This window comes from Flavobacterium sp., from assembly GCF_030146175.1.
In the GTDB taxonomy this organism is placed as follows: domain Bacteria; phylum Bacteroidota; class Bacteroidia; order Flavobacteriales; family Flavobacteriaceae; genus Flavobacterium.
On record NZ_JASLCE010000038.1, the window covers coordinates 1 to 16,431 of the forward strand.

Genomic DNA, 16,431 nt, shown 5'->3' on the forward strand with positions numbered 1-16,431 from the left:
GCTATCGTCGGATTTGTCGACTGACAGAAATCCTGAGTCGCATCGTTTGTAGTTGGTGTTGGCGCATCATTTACCTGAACGGCAACGGCCAATCGAATAGAACTTTCACAGCCTGAAGTCGGATCAACCAATACACCATAATACGTTCCCGTTGTTAATGGTGTTGTAGGTGCTACTACTGTACCACCGGTTGACGCATTATACCAGATCACTCCGGTTTCGTTTACCTGAATTGACGCTACTGTTGGATTTGTCGACTGACAGAAGTCCTGAGTCGTATCATTTGTGGTTGGTGTTGGCGCATCATTTACCTGAACCGCTACCGCTAAACGTACTGAACTTTCACAACCGGATATGGCATCGATCAGTACACCGTAATACGTTCCTGTAGTTAATGGTGTAGTTGACGCTACTACCGTTCCACCGGTTGGTGCATTATACCAGATCACTCCGGTTTCGTTTACCTGAATCGACGCTACCGTTGGATTGGTCGACTGACAGAAATCCTGAGTGGCATCGTTCGTTGTTGGTGTTGGTGCATCGTTTACCTGAACGGCAACGGCTAAACGTACCGAACTTTCACAGCCCGATACTGCATCAACCAATACACCGTAATACGTTCCCGTTACTAATGCTGTAGTCGACGCTATTACGTTACCATCGGTTGGAGCATCATACCAGATTACACCGGTTTCATTGACCTGAATCGACGCTATCGTCGGGTTTGTCGATTTACAAAAATCCTGAGTCGTATCATTCGTTGTTGGTGTTGGCGCATCATTTACCTGAACCGCTACTGCTAAGCGTACCGAGCTTTCACAACCCGATATGGCATCTACCAATGCACCGTAATAAGTTCCGGTTACCAATGGCGTAGTCAACGCTAATGGTGTACCACCGGTTGGTACGTTATACCAGATTACACCGCCTTCGTTAACAATAATCGATTCCACGATTGGATTATCAACTTTACAGAAATCCTGAGTCGCATCGTCGGTGGTTGGTGTTGGCGCATCGTTTACTTGTACTGTCACTGCCAAACGCACTGAACTTTCACAACTTGTTGTCGCATTTACCAATACCCCATAATAAATTCCGGTTACCAATGGCGTAGTCGACGCAATTACGTTACCATCCGTTGGGGCATCATACCAGATTACACCGGTTTCATTAACCTGAATCGACGCTATAGTCGGGTTTGTTGATTTACAAAAATCCTGAGTGGTATCATTTGTTGTTGGTGTTGGTGTATCGTTTACCTGTACGGCTACTGCCAGACGTACCGAGCTTTCACAGCCCGATATGGCATCAACCAGTACACCATAGTAGGTTCCGGTTACCAATGGTGTTGTAGTCGCTAATGGCATTCCACCAGTTGGTACATTATACCAGATCACTCCGGCTTCGTTTACAATAATCGATTCTATAATCGGACTGTCAACGACACAGAAATCCTGAGTCGTATCGTCAGTGGTTGGCGTTGGTGCATCACTCATTCTCACGATTACATCCTGTAAAGTACCCGGAAGGTTGGTACAGGTTGTTTCGCTCGAAACTGCTACATAATAAGTATACGGACTGTTTGTTGTGGTTAAGCCGCTAATGGTTAAAGTACCGTTTGCCGCAATACTATAGGTCACCCCACTAACTGTTCCGTTCGTAATCGGTTGTGTGATATCGTTACTAAAATACCATGTAAATACCGGGTTCGTCAACGTAGTGGTTGGTTGAATCGTTATCGGATTCGGATTTACCAGACAGTGTTGAACATCGCTTACCGTAATATCGGTAGCTACAGACGACGGCAATATCGTAAAGGTAACCGATCGTCTCTCGGTCGGTAAAGTCGCACAGAATTGATCGGAACTAACGCCTACATAATAGGTATAGGTTCCCGGTGCTAATCCGGTTAAGGCTAATGTAGCCGTCGATTGTCCGGTGATTAAAGTCTGATTCGTTCCGTCAAAACTATACCAGTAATAGATCGGATTGGTTACCGCTGGCGTACTGTTTAGCTGCGCTGTTAACGTCACTGCACCCGTCGGGCTACAAATGGTTGTAGCATTTCCTGAGTTGATCTGTATTCCGGTTAAAGACGCTTGTGGAGACGTCGCACGAACAGTTATTGTGATTAGTGTTCTTTCCATCACTTCACATCCGCTTCGTACCGGTTGCAGATAGAAATTATGACTACCTACCGTAAGACTATATGGAATGGTATAGGAAGTTCCACTGGTTATCAGGTTTCCTCCTGTTGGGGCATCATACCAGTTAAAAGTTGTACAGTCAATTGGAGCAATACTCACTACATCGCCATAACAAACTTCAATGATACGATCGCCACCGCTTCCTACAACATCAATTGCTGCTTCACGGGTTACGGAATGAATCTGTAAGGCGTTTAATACACTGGCCGCACCACCAAAACGAATACGCACGCGATCAAAAGCCGGTGATGTTGCATTGGTTATCAATACAGCTTCTGTCCCTCCGTTTAATAATTGCAGGGTCAGTAAGCTACTACTGCCATCTAATTCAGGTCCAACCGGATTGTTACCCATATAGCGCTGGATACTAAAACCAGCGATAAGTCCAAGATTTAATACGGTGCTAGGTCGTGACATTCGTACTTTTACCACGTCATTTTCCTGTGACGTTGAGCGGAATTTCACCGTCAGTTCCGATGCAGCTAAAACACCTACACCGGTAGTCATTGTTGCAAAAGTAGCATCGTTATTGTCGACAGCATTCCACGGATTCGTTACACCAACCGTACTGGTTAAGGCTCCGATTCCCAAGTCGATATTGCCATAGAATACATCTTCTACATCACCCGGCTGACAAACTACCGGATCGGCAACTTTATGATAGTAGGCTTCGTATATACGGGCACTTTGTGCTACACTTAATACCGATCCGATTTGGATTCGAATACCATCATAGGCTTTCGGACCTGTACTATTGGATGGTACAAAGGTATATTCGAAGTTATTTTCACCCGGTAACAGGTTTAATAAGGTTCCTGATAATTGCTGTAGGGTTCCGATATCAATCGGGTTACCCAGTCCATCTCTTTTGGTACCAATAACCGATACAGCTCCCAGTAAAGCCAGTCCGCTAAATTCGCTTCCTACTTTTACGGTAATCGGTGTTCCTGCCGGAATGGTCGTATTCCACTGGATATTTTGCCAGGTTGTACCAATTCCCAATAGTCCCAAACCGGTTGTAATAGTTGAGAATGTCTGCGGATTATGGTCAATCGCCAATGCACCGTTTGTTACACCTCCCGTGATGATCGATCCGGAAGTTTGTGTGTCGGCATAAACACGATCTAAAAATACCGGACAGTTGGCCGGATCAATTACGTTTACCGTTACGGAAAGACTCACCGAACACAGTCCGTTGCTGGCAACCGCTGTAAAAGTGTAGTAACCCGCTGTTGTAAACGGACCGGCTACGTTAGATCCTAAAGCCGTTCCACTCTGGTTGTACCAGGTTACGGTGGCATTAGACGTTGCTTGTAAGGTTACCGAATCGCCTAAGTTAACCGTATAGGTTGCCGGATTAACCTGCAAGGTCGGTAGCGGATTAACCGTTACCACAACCGGTTTACGCGCAGATGCACAAGCATCGGCCGGATTAGAGGCCTCTATATAATAGGTTCCGCTCGTCGTAATATTTGCCGCAGCCGCAGCCGTGATCGGGTTATTACTACTATCATAGAAAGTATAGGTTGTCGCTCCCGAAGTATCGAAATTGGTGATCGCATCTCTAAGGTTTACAAAACCGCAACCGGAAATGGAAGCCAATACCGTTAATGGTGTTTCAGCTCCCAGCCCTACCTGTACAGCAGCCAGTGTGTTGATTGCGTTTTCACACAATCCGGCTACTTCTATCGCGATATAATAATTTCTCGGTGTATTGGAGGCGTTTAATCCACTAATAGCAAGTGTTCCGAGTGCATCATTTTTAATATACGTAAGTCCCGGATGTCCGGAAAATCCACTGATAATTTCCTGTGTTTTGTTTTGATCGGTATAGTATTTAAAAACACCTCCTGTTAAACTCGTAGTTGGTGCTAAAACAGCCACACCCATACACGATGCGTTTACATTCGCATTAATAGTGATATCCGAAGCTGTTGGTAATGGGTGTACCGTTAATTGTATCGGAACTCTTTCCGAAAGTCGGGCACATCCTATCTGACGGGTAGCTACATAATAAGTCGCACTCGCGGTTACGTTATTCAGTACATACGGTACATTATAGGCTGTAACGGCAAGTGGTGTGGTTCCGGTAAGGCTGTTAAACCATACCAGTTCGTTTGTCGAAGCCGTCGAAGCGGTTAAATTCACTGTTTGACCACTACAAGCCGTAATAGCCAGATTTCCGGCTGTTACCGATGGTTTGGCCGGCGAACGGTATACATCGAATATTTTTACCGTTTTAGTAGCGTTTAGCTGTACCAATGAGGAAATTGTTACTCTAACCCGGTCAAAAGCTTGCCCCGGAGTAAACACTACATCTGTTTTTGCTCCGGAACTGAGTAATCCCAAGAGATCGAGATTGAGCAAGGATCCTAATCCCGACGAATAGACGACATTGGTTCCATTTAAAGCTTCAATCTTAATTCCATCCGAAACACCCAAATTGAGTAACGACGGATCATCGAGTTGTAAAACCAGATGAAACTGATCAGTTGCTGCTGATGGTGTTGCAAAATATATCGTCTGACTGATTGTTCCTGCTACCGTCAATACCCCCTGACTCACCTGAGAAAAAGTTGTATTACTGTTATCTATTGCGAAATTAGGATTCGCAACTCCTGCGCCACCTACTCCTAAAATATCGACTGTACCTCCGGTACCATCAAACGAAGTCGCAAAAGCCGGATTACAAACATCACTTCCCGAAAAATGAAAGGCACTGTAAACCCGTAACGTATTAATTGTTCCTAATAATAAGGTATTGGTATAATCTTCAATTTCGATACTATTATAAGCGACACTAGGTGTAATCGCAATATAATAATTACCGTTAACATCGTATACAAGCCTGGCGTTTTCGTTGGCAAAACCGTTAATCGACGAAGCCGTAAAAACAGGTGTTGCATTGCCGGTTTCTTTTGCCCGAACCTCAAAATAATGATTCCCTAGTGCAAGCGTTCCTGTAAGATTTGCTAATGCACCTCCCAAACCACCTCCAAGAAGTGTATTTAAAAGCGTGGCATCGGTTTGGATTCTTACATAAGATGTGGTTCCAGCCGGGACAGTAGTCGGAAATCCCAGCTCTATCCTACCGGTGTACGAGCCCAAATTAATGGCAATACCACCGTAGGATTCCAGTGTAGCGTAATCGGTTGTACTAACCGATACCGCATTGCCCGGCGCAGCAACATGACTGTTGTTACCAAGCAGTTGATTGGCATACACATAACTTATCTGTGCATGGGAATCAACGTGAACGAAAAAGAAAAATGCCAAAAAGAGCAGATAGAGCCTTTTAAAACATCTTTTCAAGGTAAAATTCCAATTCATAAGCAATAGTTTTAAATTAGGTTGTGCAACTATATAAAGAACTATCAGACAACTCACAGGAGTGCCGGAAAGCTATTAATCTTTCATTTATGCTGTCTTGCTAAGTGTTAAATAGCTACTTATTCAAACAAAATGGCGATTACTTATAATTTTGGGATTTTGGTTTTTTAGTAACGGATCAAAGGATTCATTCTCTAAAAACATTAAATATGTTCTTTTTCGCTTTAAAATGATCCGGAACAAATGAAATCAATACAATCAATAAATGTAACTTTTTAACACTATTAAAATAAAATTATAAAAAGATGAAATGACATATATTGTGAACTTTTTTTCCTTTCCATAAAAGTATTACACATTTTGAGAATAAACAAGAAAAAAATTAATTTATACATCAAATGTTAAATAAACTCTTACATATTTCAGTAAATACCTGTAAAAGAATACTGTATATTTTTAAAAAACATTCATAAACCTTACAAAAATTACCTAAAACCCATTTGTCACAATATTCACATATTGTGAACATACTTTAAAAAAGTCGAAAATTGCGAAAACATAACAAAATGAGATATTATTACATTTTTAAGAAAAATAATTCCACACACCCGAAACGAACTATTTTTATTATTTTAGCCCTATGATTAAAGTATCTATTATCGGTTCGGGTAATGTTGCCCAACATCTGATTGCTGCTTTTCTAAAAAGTGAAGCGGTAACACTACTTCAGGTGTTTGCACGGAATAGCCAATCGGTATCGCATTTGGTACCGGAAAATCGTATCACTTCCGATATCTCCGAGCTTAAAACGGCCGATCTTTATATAATTGCTGTATCCGACGATGCTATCCCGGAAGTTTCCAAACAACTAAATTTTACCAATAAATTAGTAGTCCATACTTCGGGTAGTTCGGGAATGGATGTTTTGGATCCAAAAAACAGAAAAGGAGTGTTCTATCCGCTGCAGACATTTTCAAAAGATAAGGCTGTCGATTTTACCGAAATTCCGTTATGTCTGGAAGCTGAAAACGAAACCGATTATACGCTTTTGGAAACCGTAGCCGCGGCACTTTCAGACAAAGTTTACCGAATTGATTCCGCGCAACGTCAAAGTTTGCATGTTGCTGCCGTATTTTCGTGTAATTTTGTCAACTATCTCTATCAAATCGGAGATGAAATTTGCCATGAAAATAACATCCCTTTCGAAATCCTTTTCCCGCTGATCCGGGAAACGGCCGATAAAATCAAAAAACTGCCGCCAAAAACAGCACAAACCGGCCCGGCCATCCGCAGGGATCAGAAAACTATCGAAAGGCATCTGAACTTTTTACAAAATAATCCCGAACGAATTAAATTATATCAACTACTAACAGAATCCATACAAAAAAATAATGTCTAAGAGTTACAAAGAATTAATGAACGACATCACTACTTTTATTTTTGATGTCGATGGTGTTTTAACCGATGGTACCATACACGTAACCCAAACCGGAGAAATGCTCCGCCATATGAATATCCGCGACGGCTATGCGATGAAAGCTGCCGTTGAAAACGGCTATACCGTTTGTATTATTTCCGGCGGAAGCAACGAAGGGGTACGTATTCGCCTTCGCAATCTGGGAATAACCGATATCTATCTGGGCGTTCCGGATAAAGTGGAAACCTTTGATGAGTTTACCGATATCTATAACATCAAACCTGAAAATGTCCTGTATATGGGCGACGATATTCCGGATTTCCATGTGATGAAATTAGTTGGATTACCAACATGTCCGCAGGATGCCGCTCCGGAAATAAAGGAACTTTGTCGTTATATTTCGCATAAAAACGGAGGAAAAGGTGCCGTTCGCGATGTAATCGAACAGGTCATGAAAGTTCAGGGAAAATGGATGGAACATTTTGATGCGAAATACGACTAAAATTTAAGTTCCCCTATATGATGCACTTTTTAAAGTTAATCCGCTATCAAAACCTGCTAATGATCGCGCTGATGCAGTTGCTGTTTCATTATGCCTTTTTAAAACAACAACCCGGACTGGTATTGGCCTTATCCGATTTTCAATATATCCTGCTGGTAATGGCGACACTATGCATCGCGGCCGGAGGTTTTGTGATCAACAATATTATGGATCAGGACACGGATCGTATTTCCAAACCCGAAAATCTGGTGGTTGGGAAATTTATCTCCGAAGGCATGGCCTATAATATCTATATCGGTTGCAATATTGTGGGTGTTGCAATCGGATTTTACCTGTCGAATCTGATTGGAAAAGCCGGTTTTTCAGCCTTATTTATCGTAATCGCAGCAACGTTATATTTATACGCTACCAGTTTAAAACAAAGCCTGCTTATCGGAAATCTTATCGTAGCACTATTACTTTCGGTTAGCGTTATCATAGTCGGTATATTCGATTTATTCCCGATAATCAACGACTCAAACCAAGCACAGTTAAGTATTTTATTCCGAATTCTTTTGGATTATGCCGTATTTGCATTTATGATCAACTTTATACGGGAAATCGTTAAGGATATCGAAGATATGGATGGCGATTATAATGCCGGAATGAATACCCTACCCATTGCCATTGGAAAAGCGCGTGCTGCCAAAGTAGCCTTTGCATTGGCCTTTATTCCAATTGCGAGTTTGCTTTATTATATCAATCAGAATCTAATGGGACTACAATTTGTTTTGCTTTACCTGTTGGCTTTTGTGATAGGACCACTACTCTATTTTCTGATCAAAATATGGAGCGCCAAAACAAAAATCGAATTCCGCCATCTGAGTATGGTTTTAAAACTGATTTTAGTATTCGGAATTCTTTCCATACTTGTGATTACACTAAACATGCACTATCATGGTTAATACACTTTTTAAAAACCACAATATTATCCTGGCGTCCGGTTCTCCCCGACGCCAGAATTTCTTTAAAGAATTGGATCTGGATTTTGAAATCCGTTTAAAAGAGGTCGAAGAAGTCTATCCGGACACCTTAAAAGCCGAAGAAATTACCGACTATCTGGCCGAGTTAAAAGCAAATGCCTTTACCGGCGAACTGGCCGATAACGATATTCTGGTAACCAGCGATACCATTGTATGGCACGAAGGCAAAGCCTTAGGAAAGCCCAAAGATTATAACGATGCCTTTGAAACACTACAGTCACTTTCCGGAAAAACCCACGAGGTGATCACGTCTGTTTGTCTCACAAGTACGACAAAACGGGTAACCTTCCATGAGTTTACTAAGGTCACTTTTAATCCGTTGCCGGACGATTATATCCGCTATTATCTGGATCATTATTCGCCTTTTGACAAAGCGGGTTCCTACGGCATACAGGAATGGATCGGACTCGTGGCTATTGCCCGTATCGAAGGTTCGTATAACAATGTTGTTGGGCTTCCTGTAGATAAAGTCTTTCAACATTTGCTTATCTTTGTAGCTTAAAGCCTTTCGATTATGATAAGTAATGAGTACACCGCCCAGATCATCAGTTCTATAATTGCGTTACTGTTTTTTGCCATTGTCCGCTATCTGGCGACCAAGATCGTAAAGCGCTTCACACTGCTTTCGCATACTATGGAACGCCGCAGTAATTTGGTGATCAAATATATCAGTATCCTGATCGGAGCTTTGAGTGTGCTTTCGCTTACCGTAATCTGGGGTGTTAAAGCCGACGATATCCTTCTGGTTATTTCGTCTATGTTTGCCGTGATCGGGGTAGCTATGTTTGCACAATGGTCGATCCTGAGTAACGTCACGGCTGGAATTATCCTGTTTTTTTCGTTTCCGTTTAAAATCGGCGATATTATTAAAATCCATGATAAAGATTTTCCAATCGAAGCCGAAATCGAAGACATTACCACTTTCCATGCGTTGTTAAAAACAAAAGACGGCGAACGCATTACCTATCCGAATAATCTTTTACTGCAAAAGGCCATTTCGATTATCACCCATCAATCCGAAGAAAAAGAGTTTATGGATTAATTTTTAATAAATTATAAATCATTAAAAATCAATTGATTATAATTTATTTTATTTTTTTATCGGCTTCAAAACACCTTGAATTATTTTTTGGCACAATACTTGGTTTTAGTTAAACAACCCAAATAAATTGTTTAATTAAAAACTCGATTATCATGAAAGCTATACAAATATTGGTGTTGGGAATGTTGCTGTCCATGTCAAGTATGAACGCACAGGTTTCCGTAAATATAAACATTGGAAATCCTCCCGCCTGGGGTCCTGTAGGATATACGGATATCCGCTATTATTATCTGCCGGATATTGAAATGTATTACGATATTAACACAGCGATGTTTATCTATTTCAGCAACGGCGGATGGGTGCGCACCGCTTATTTACCAAGACGTTACAGACACTATGATCTGTATGGCGCTTATAAAGTATGCTTACATGATTACGGACCCAATCCTTATATCTATTACAAATCACACAAGATAAAATACTATAGAGGCTATCACGGTCCCGCTCAGGTAACGTATCAACCAAGACCCCGAGGTGGTGTTGAATACCGTGACGTACGAGTAGTACAACCGGTTGTACGCGATAACGATCATCGTGAACGAAGAGAAGAACGTCGCTATAACGATTACCGAATGGATTACCGAACTGCCGATAACAACCAGGGTAATGGTAAAAGTTTTGAAAGATCCGAAAACCGTAACAATGGCAGAAGCTACGAAAGAAGCAATGATCACGGAAACGGAAGAGGTAACGACCATGGCGGTGGACGTGGCGGTGAAAACGGAAATGGCAGAGGCGGCCGACGCTAATTAATCTTATAAATTCAAAGGCAAAGACAATTTTAACGTCTTTGCCTTTATTTTTAACAGTTAGGTACACTATATTTGGAAAGCCAACCTTAAAATTGATCATGACAAAAAAACTACCCTATTATTGTATACTATTACTACTATTATTTCAACATTCTTTTGCCCAACAACCTAAAAAACCAACCGCATCTGAAATTTACAACCAGATTGAAAAATTAAACTTTTTAGGTTCGGCGCTCTATATCGCGGCGCACCCGGACGATGAAAATACCCGGTTGATTTCGTTTCTTGCCAATAACACCAAAGCCCGTACGGGCTATCTTTCGTTAACCCGCGGCGATGGCGGTCAGAATTTAATCGGAACCGAACTTCGCGAACTTCTCGGTGTTATCCGTACACAGGAACTAATCGAAGCCCGAAAAACCGATGGCGGCGAACAGTTTTTTTCCCGTGCCAACGATTTTGGTTATTCGAAAGTACCAACCGAAACCCTTGAAATCTGGGACAAAGAAAAAGTAATGAGCGATATGGCCTGGATTATCCGAAACTTCCAACCGGATATCATCATCAATCGTTTTGATCATCGCTCACCGGGAACCACACACGGACATCATACATCGTCGGCCATGCTTTCGCAGGAATTGTTTACACTGGCCAACGATCCGAATTTCGAACCGTCGCAATTGCAGTTTGTAAAACCATGGCAACCGAAACGTTTATTTTTTAACGTTTCCTGGTGGTTTTTTGGCGGAAGAGATAAATTTGAAAAAGCCGATAAATCCAAATATATCAACCTGAGAACCGGTGTTTACTTCCCTTCTCTTGGAAAATCCAATCAGGAAATCGCTGCGTTAAGTCGTAGCAAACACCAATCCCAGGGATTTGGTTCCACCGGAGTACGCGGTGAGGATATGGAATACCTGGAACTGATTAAAGGCGACGGCATAACCGATCAGCAAAATCTTTTTGAAGGCATCGATACCTCCTGGAAACGGGTTAAAGGCGGTGCGCCAATTGGCGAAACAATCGATTTTATCCTAAAATGTTTTGATTTTAAAAATCCTTCCGCTTCGGTTTTTGATCTGACAAAAGTATACCGCCAAATCGAACAACTGGACGACAGTCACTGGAAAAAAATAAAACTGGAAGAAGTTAAAAATATCATTGCCAACTGTGCCGGATTGTATCTTGAAGCCGTTGCCGAAGAACAATCGGTTACACCCGGAAGCAATCTCAAAGTAAAATGGGAAGCCATTAACCGCAGTCCGGTCGAAATGAAATTACTGGCGTTACAGCTTATTCCTCAAAATGAAACACTGGAACAGAGTTATCCGTTAAAAAACAATCTTTTCGAAAGTGAAACCATTACGGTAAAAGTACCGAAAGACGTTCCGTATACGTCGCCTTACTGGTTAAGCGAAAAAGGAACTACCGGAATGTACACCGTAAATGATCAACAAAAAATTGGGTATCCGGACATTATCCGAAACCTAAAAGTAACCTTCTCTATTTTGGTCGAAGGCGTACAAATTCCATTTACCCGTGACATCATCTATAAATACAACGACCCGGTAAAAGGAGAAGTCTACCGACCGTTGGATGTAGTACCGCAGGTAACGACCGAAATTCTGAATAAAGTACAGTTATTTAAAGACAAGAAAAAACAATCGGTTGCGATAAAGGTAAAAGCCGGCAAAGACGATTGCAGCGGAACGATACAGTTGGAATTACCTACCGGTTGGGTAGTGACTCCGGAATATATGCCGTTCCAGCTTCATAAAAAAGGAAGTGAAAAAACCGTGACTTTTGAAGTAACGCCTCCTAATTATGCTACGGAAGCGACCGCTAAAGCCATTGCGACGATAGAAGGAGAACGTTTTGATCATCAACAAATCATTATCGATTATCCGCATATTGCCCTACAACAGGTATTACTTCCGGCCGAAGCGAAATTTACCCGTGCCGATGTGGAAACCAAAGGAAAAAACATCGCTTATATTATGGGTGCCGGCGATCAGGTGCCACAAAGTTTACAACAAATGGGTTATACCGTGACGTTGTTAAAACCGGAAAAAATCACCAGTAGTCAGTTGGAAAAATTTGATGCTGTGGTAGTAGGGATCCGTGCCTATAATGTTGTAGAAGCCTTACAGTTTAAACAACCGCTTTTATTTGAATATGTGCAGAATGGCGGTACCATGATCGTACAATACAATACTACCGGTAATTTGATCACTCAGGATATCGCACCGTATTCGTTGGAAATATCATCCGACCGGGTTACGGAAGAAAACGCAGCCGTTACCTTCCTGGATCCCAAAAACAAAGTGTTGAATTATCCGAATACCATTACGCAAAACGATTTTAAAGGTTGGGTACAGGAACAGGGCTTATATTATCCGGACAAATGGAGTAACGAATTTACGCCTATCCTACAATCCAACGACAAAGGCGAAACGCCTAAAAAGGGTGCCTTATTGGTTGCCAAATACGGTAAAGGCCATTATATCTATACCGGATTGAGCTTTTTCCGCGAGTTACCCGAAGGCGTTTCCGGAGCGTTCCGCTTGATGGCCAATTTAATTGCCGTAGGAAAATAGTCGTTTTAAATCGTTACTAATCAAAAACTAAAACCACTTTTTTGTATTTTCGAAAGTGGTTTCATCAACCGGATTGCCGGTTTTAAAAACAGCATCACATGATAGACAAACCTACTTCCTGGAGAAAAAGCTATACGCTGGTATTGATCCTAAATGCTTTCTATATACTATTGTTTTATTTTTTAATGCAAATGTACACCTAAGCCATGCAGAGTATTGACTGGATCGTATTATCGGTAACCTTATTATTTATTGTAATCTATGGTTCCTTAAAAACCAAAGGAAGCAAAAACGTCGAAGAATTTATTCTCGGCAATAACGAAACACCCTGGTGGACCGTAGGTTTGTCGGTTATGGCTACACAAGCCAGTGCCATCACGTTCCTATCCACACCAGGTCAGGCGTACCACGACGGAATGGGATTCGTCCAGTTTTATTTCGGACTTCCTATCGCCATGGTGGTGATTTGTATCACCTTTATTCCAATCTACCATCGTTTAAAAGTGTTTACGGCCTACGAATTTCTGGAACAGCGGTTTGATGTTAAAACCCGTTCACTGGCGGCTTTATTATTCCTTTTTCAAAGAGGATTGGGAACCGGACTTACCATTTATGCGCCAGCTATTATCCTTTCGTCACTATTGGGCTGGAATCTGACGCTGATGAATATCATCATCGGATTACTGATCATTATTTATACCTTTTCCGGTGGTACCAAAGCCGTGAATGTGACACAAAAGCAACAGATGTTTGTGATCATGAGCGGAATGTTTATTACGTTTTTCCTGATTTTAAGCTACCTGCCGGATGAGCTTAGCTTTAGTAATGCCTTAGGTATTGCCGGTGCCAATGGCAAAATGAATATCGTGGATTTTTCGTTTGATCCGGAAACCCGTTATACCTTTTGGAGTGGTATTACCGGTGGTTTTTTCCTGGCGCTCTCCTATTTTGGAACCGATCAGTCGCAGGTGGGCCGTTATTTAACCGGAAAATCGATCAAAGAAAGTCAGATGGGACTTATTATGAATGGTCTTCTAAAAGTACCGATGCAGTTTTTTATATTACTGATCGGTGTTATGGTTTTTGTGTTCTTCCAGTTTCATTCGGCTCCTTTGCATTTTAATCCGAACAATATCAAAACGGTCAATCATTCGCCGTATAAAGCGGAGTACCAAAAACTGGAAAAACAACTGGATCAGGTTCAGGAGGAAAAAAAGGAAATTAGTCTTTTATATGTCGGTCAGTTGCAACAGGATTTTGACAATCCTATTTTACAGCAAAAAATGGTTTCGCTATCCAGTAAAGAAAAAGACCTGCGCGAAGAGGCCAAAGACCTAATCACAAAAGCCGATCCGAAAACGGAAACCAACGATAAGGATTATGTTTTTATTCACTTTATCCTGAATTACCTGCCTAAGGGACTAATCGGACTTTTACTGGCTGTAATCCTTTCGGCGGCGATGTCTTCGTCGGCATCCGGACTCAATGCTTTGGCATCGACCACTACCATCGATATTTACAAACGAAATCTGAAAACCGAAAAAGATGAAAAACATTTTGTTAATGCCACGCAGTTTTTTATCCTTTTATGGGGATTGATTGCTATTCTTTTTGCCTGTGTGGGAACCTTGTTCGAAAACCTGATTCAGTTAGTAAACATTGTCGGTTCAATTTTCTACGGAACCGTACTGGGTATTTTCCTGATCGCTTTTTATATCAAATATATTAAAGCCAAGGCGGTTTTTTGGGGTGCCTCTTTTAGTCAGTTACTGATTTTCTATATCTATTATCTGGATGTGGTGAGTTTCCTATGGCTCAATATCATCGGCGCGGTCTTAACCATTGTATTCGCTTCGCTGATCGAAACCTATTTACGTATGACACAAAAAGAAACCGTATAATCCTTTTTTACAATACGAAAAAGCCGCTCTAAAAACTAGAGCGGCTTTTTTATTGGTTTTATGCGATACTATTTGTACGTGGATTCCAATTACGAACACTGGAAAACCTGCGAGATCAGTTGGTGTTTTTCCGAATAAAACAGGTACAGTGTACCAAACATATTGCTATGATCCAACTGCGCTACAAATTCCATTTTTTTGCCATCAGGGTCACGTGGCGTTTCATTACTCTGTACCCAATCCGGTTTACCAAGTCGTAACTTTCCTTCGGTCTTGTTCTCCTTGATTTTCACCTCATGTGCAACGCGATCAATAGTGTTTTCGGTTGTCGTATATACAAAATTAAAGAGCGCAGCGTTCGTATAGCCTGGGGTCATAATCCTGTCGGAAGTTCTTTGCTGTTCAAAATCACGGCACCATAAATAGCTTTGTGTTCGTATTATCATTATTACCTGTTGCAAGGTATAATGTCCTGAAAGCGTAAAATGACCTGTACCAAACCTATTTTCATTGGTTACCTGTATCTCATGTCCCAGATGTTCAATGGTATGTTTGTTTTCCCATTGTTCTATGATGACTTTTTTCTCCGTCTTTTCGAGATAATTTAAAGACCAGTTGTCGTTTTTCTCAGAACAGCTAAAGGTATATTCAATGGTATCGGGCAAGTCGTCTTTTATATTGACTTTAACCGCTATCTCATTTTGATTTTCGATTTCGCAGGTATATTTAAGTAAGCCCGAATTCAGATCATAGAAATGATTAAAGGCATGCAGGTGTATCAGTTTTCCCTGAACGGCAAGGCGATTTTCTTTTTCCTTACCATCAATATACCATCCTCCGATGATAACATTCCAGTCAGTTTCACTTTCCTTAAATACGGCCGAGAATGGTAGTCTTGTGTAAGCATATCCTAATTCTTTATCAACTACCGGAAGATGATGTGGCGCCAATTCCTTGGATGCCGTAAACCCTTTACGCGTCTTTTTGTACACTATTTTTTCGGTCATCGTGATATCGCGTGCCGGTTGGTTCGTGGTAGTCTCGTTTAAAAAGCCATCGGAATCATAATCGTAGGTAAATATTTCTGAGTCCAGCCATTCCCCGTTGCCCAAAAAATATTGGATCGTCTTGGTAACCGGCATCGGCATTCCGTTAATGGTTTCATAACGATACGTAACACGCCTGTTGGGATCATGTGAAAACGATCCGGAATGTAGCAACAAACCGTCGTTACTATAGCGGTCAACCTGGCGATAATTCAACTCTTCGACCTTGTCGGCCGTGGTTTGCAGGTACTCGCGCTTTACATCCGATGCACTATATTCTTCCAGTTTTCGCAACGTAAGTGGGGTCAGTAGCTTGTATTTGCCCTCTTCCAGTTTGAAGTCGATACGATCCACGTCTACATTTTGGAGCATAAAGGTAAAGGGTAGCCCTTCCCATTTTTCGTTAACTACTCCACCGTCCAGTTTTACTATGGGCATTAATTTTTTATTGAATTCCTTAGCCTCGATAAGACAGTCGCTAAGCTTTGGAAAACCCTCTATTTTCGATTTCTTTTTGGAATGAGAAAGGTTAAGTTTTTTTTTCATTTATGTATC

General features: G+C 41.5%; 9 protein-coding genes and 1 pseudogene. 8 read left to right on the forward strand and 2 right to left on the reverse strand.

Going from position 1 to position 16,431, the window contains the following annotated elements; genetic code table 11:
- Positions 1-5,537 (reverse strand): annotated as a pseudogene (locus Q1R07_RS04255) (hypothetical protein); the annotation flags it as partial.
- A 640-nt stretch (positions 5,538-6,177) separates the two neighbouring features.
- Between Q1R07_RS04255 and Q1R07_RS04260 the strand changes: the two are divergent.
- The 8 genes from Q1R07_RS04260 (at position 6,178) to Q1R07_RS04295 (ending at position 14,830) form a co-directional block, all read left to right on the forward strand.
- A complete protein-coding gene (locus Q1R07_RS04260) occupies positions 6,178-6,936 on the forward strand; it encodes a Rossmann-like and DUF2520 domain-containing protein (RefSeq protein WP_300486327.1) in 759 nt (252 codons plus the stop codon).
- Positions 6,929-7,456, forward strand: coding sequence for an HAD family hydrolase (locus Q1R07_RS04265; RefSeq protein ID WP_300486329.1), 528 nt, complete (start codon positions 6,929-6,931; stop codon positions 7,454-7,456). The genes Q1R07_RS04260 and Q1R07_RS04265 overlap by 8 nt, the downstream gene beginning before the upstream one ends.
- 17 nt (positions 7,457-7,473) lie before the next feature.
- Positions 7,474-8,400, forward strand: a complete 927-nt coding sequence (locus Q1R07_RS04270) for a geranylgeranylglycerol-phosphate geranylgeranyltransferase (protein WP_366526333.1) — start codon at positions 7,474-7,476, stop codon at positions 8,398-8,400.
- Positions 8,393-8,980, forward strand: a complete 588-nt coding sequence (locus Q1R07_RS04275; RefSeq protein WP_300486331.1) for a Maf-like protein — start codon at positions 8,393-8,395, stop codon at positions 8,978-8,980. The genes Q1R07_RS04270 and Q1R07_RS04275 overlap by 8 nt, the downstream gene beginning before the upstream one ends.
- 12 nt (positions 8,981-8,992) lie before the next feature.
- On the forward strand, positions 8,993-9,520 hold the full coding sequence (locus tag Q1R07_RS04280) for a mechanosensitive ion channel domain-containing protein (RefSeq protein ID WP_136401749.1): 528 nt from the start codon (positions 8,993-8,995) through the stop codon (positions 9,518-9,520).
- A gap of 152 nt (positions 9,521-9,672) precedes the next feature.
- Positions 9,673-10,329 carry a hypothetical protein gene (locus Q1R07_RS04285; RefSeq protein ID WP_300486332.1) on the forward strand — a complete coding sequence of 219 codons (657 nt, stop codon included), beginning with the start codon at positions 9,673-9,675 and terminating at the stop codon, positions 10,327-10,329.
- A gap of 101 nt (positions 10,330-10,430) precedes the next feature.
- Entirely contained in the window at positions 10,431-12,929 is a 2,499-nt protein-coding gene (locus Q1R07_RS04290; RefSeq protein ID WP_300486333.1) for a PIG-L family deacetylase, read from the forward strand.
- Positions 12,930-13,135: 206 nt separating this feature from the next.
- Positions 13,136-14,830, forward strand: coding sequence for a sodium:solute symporter (locus tag Q1R07_RS04295; protein WP_300486334.1), 1,695 nt, complete (start codon positions 13,136-13,138; stop codon positions 14,828-14,830).
- Positions 14,831-14,919: 89 nt separating this feature from the next.
- Here the strand turns inward: Q1R07_RS04295 and Q1R07_RS04300 are convergent, their stop codons facing one another.
- Complete coding sequence (locus Q1R07_RS04300; protein WP_300486335.1) at positions 14,920-16,422, reverse strand: hypothetical protein; 1,503 nt, start codon at positions 16,420-16,422, stop codon at positions 14,920-14,922.
- Positions 16,423-16,431: the final 9 nt, after the last annotated feature.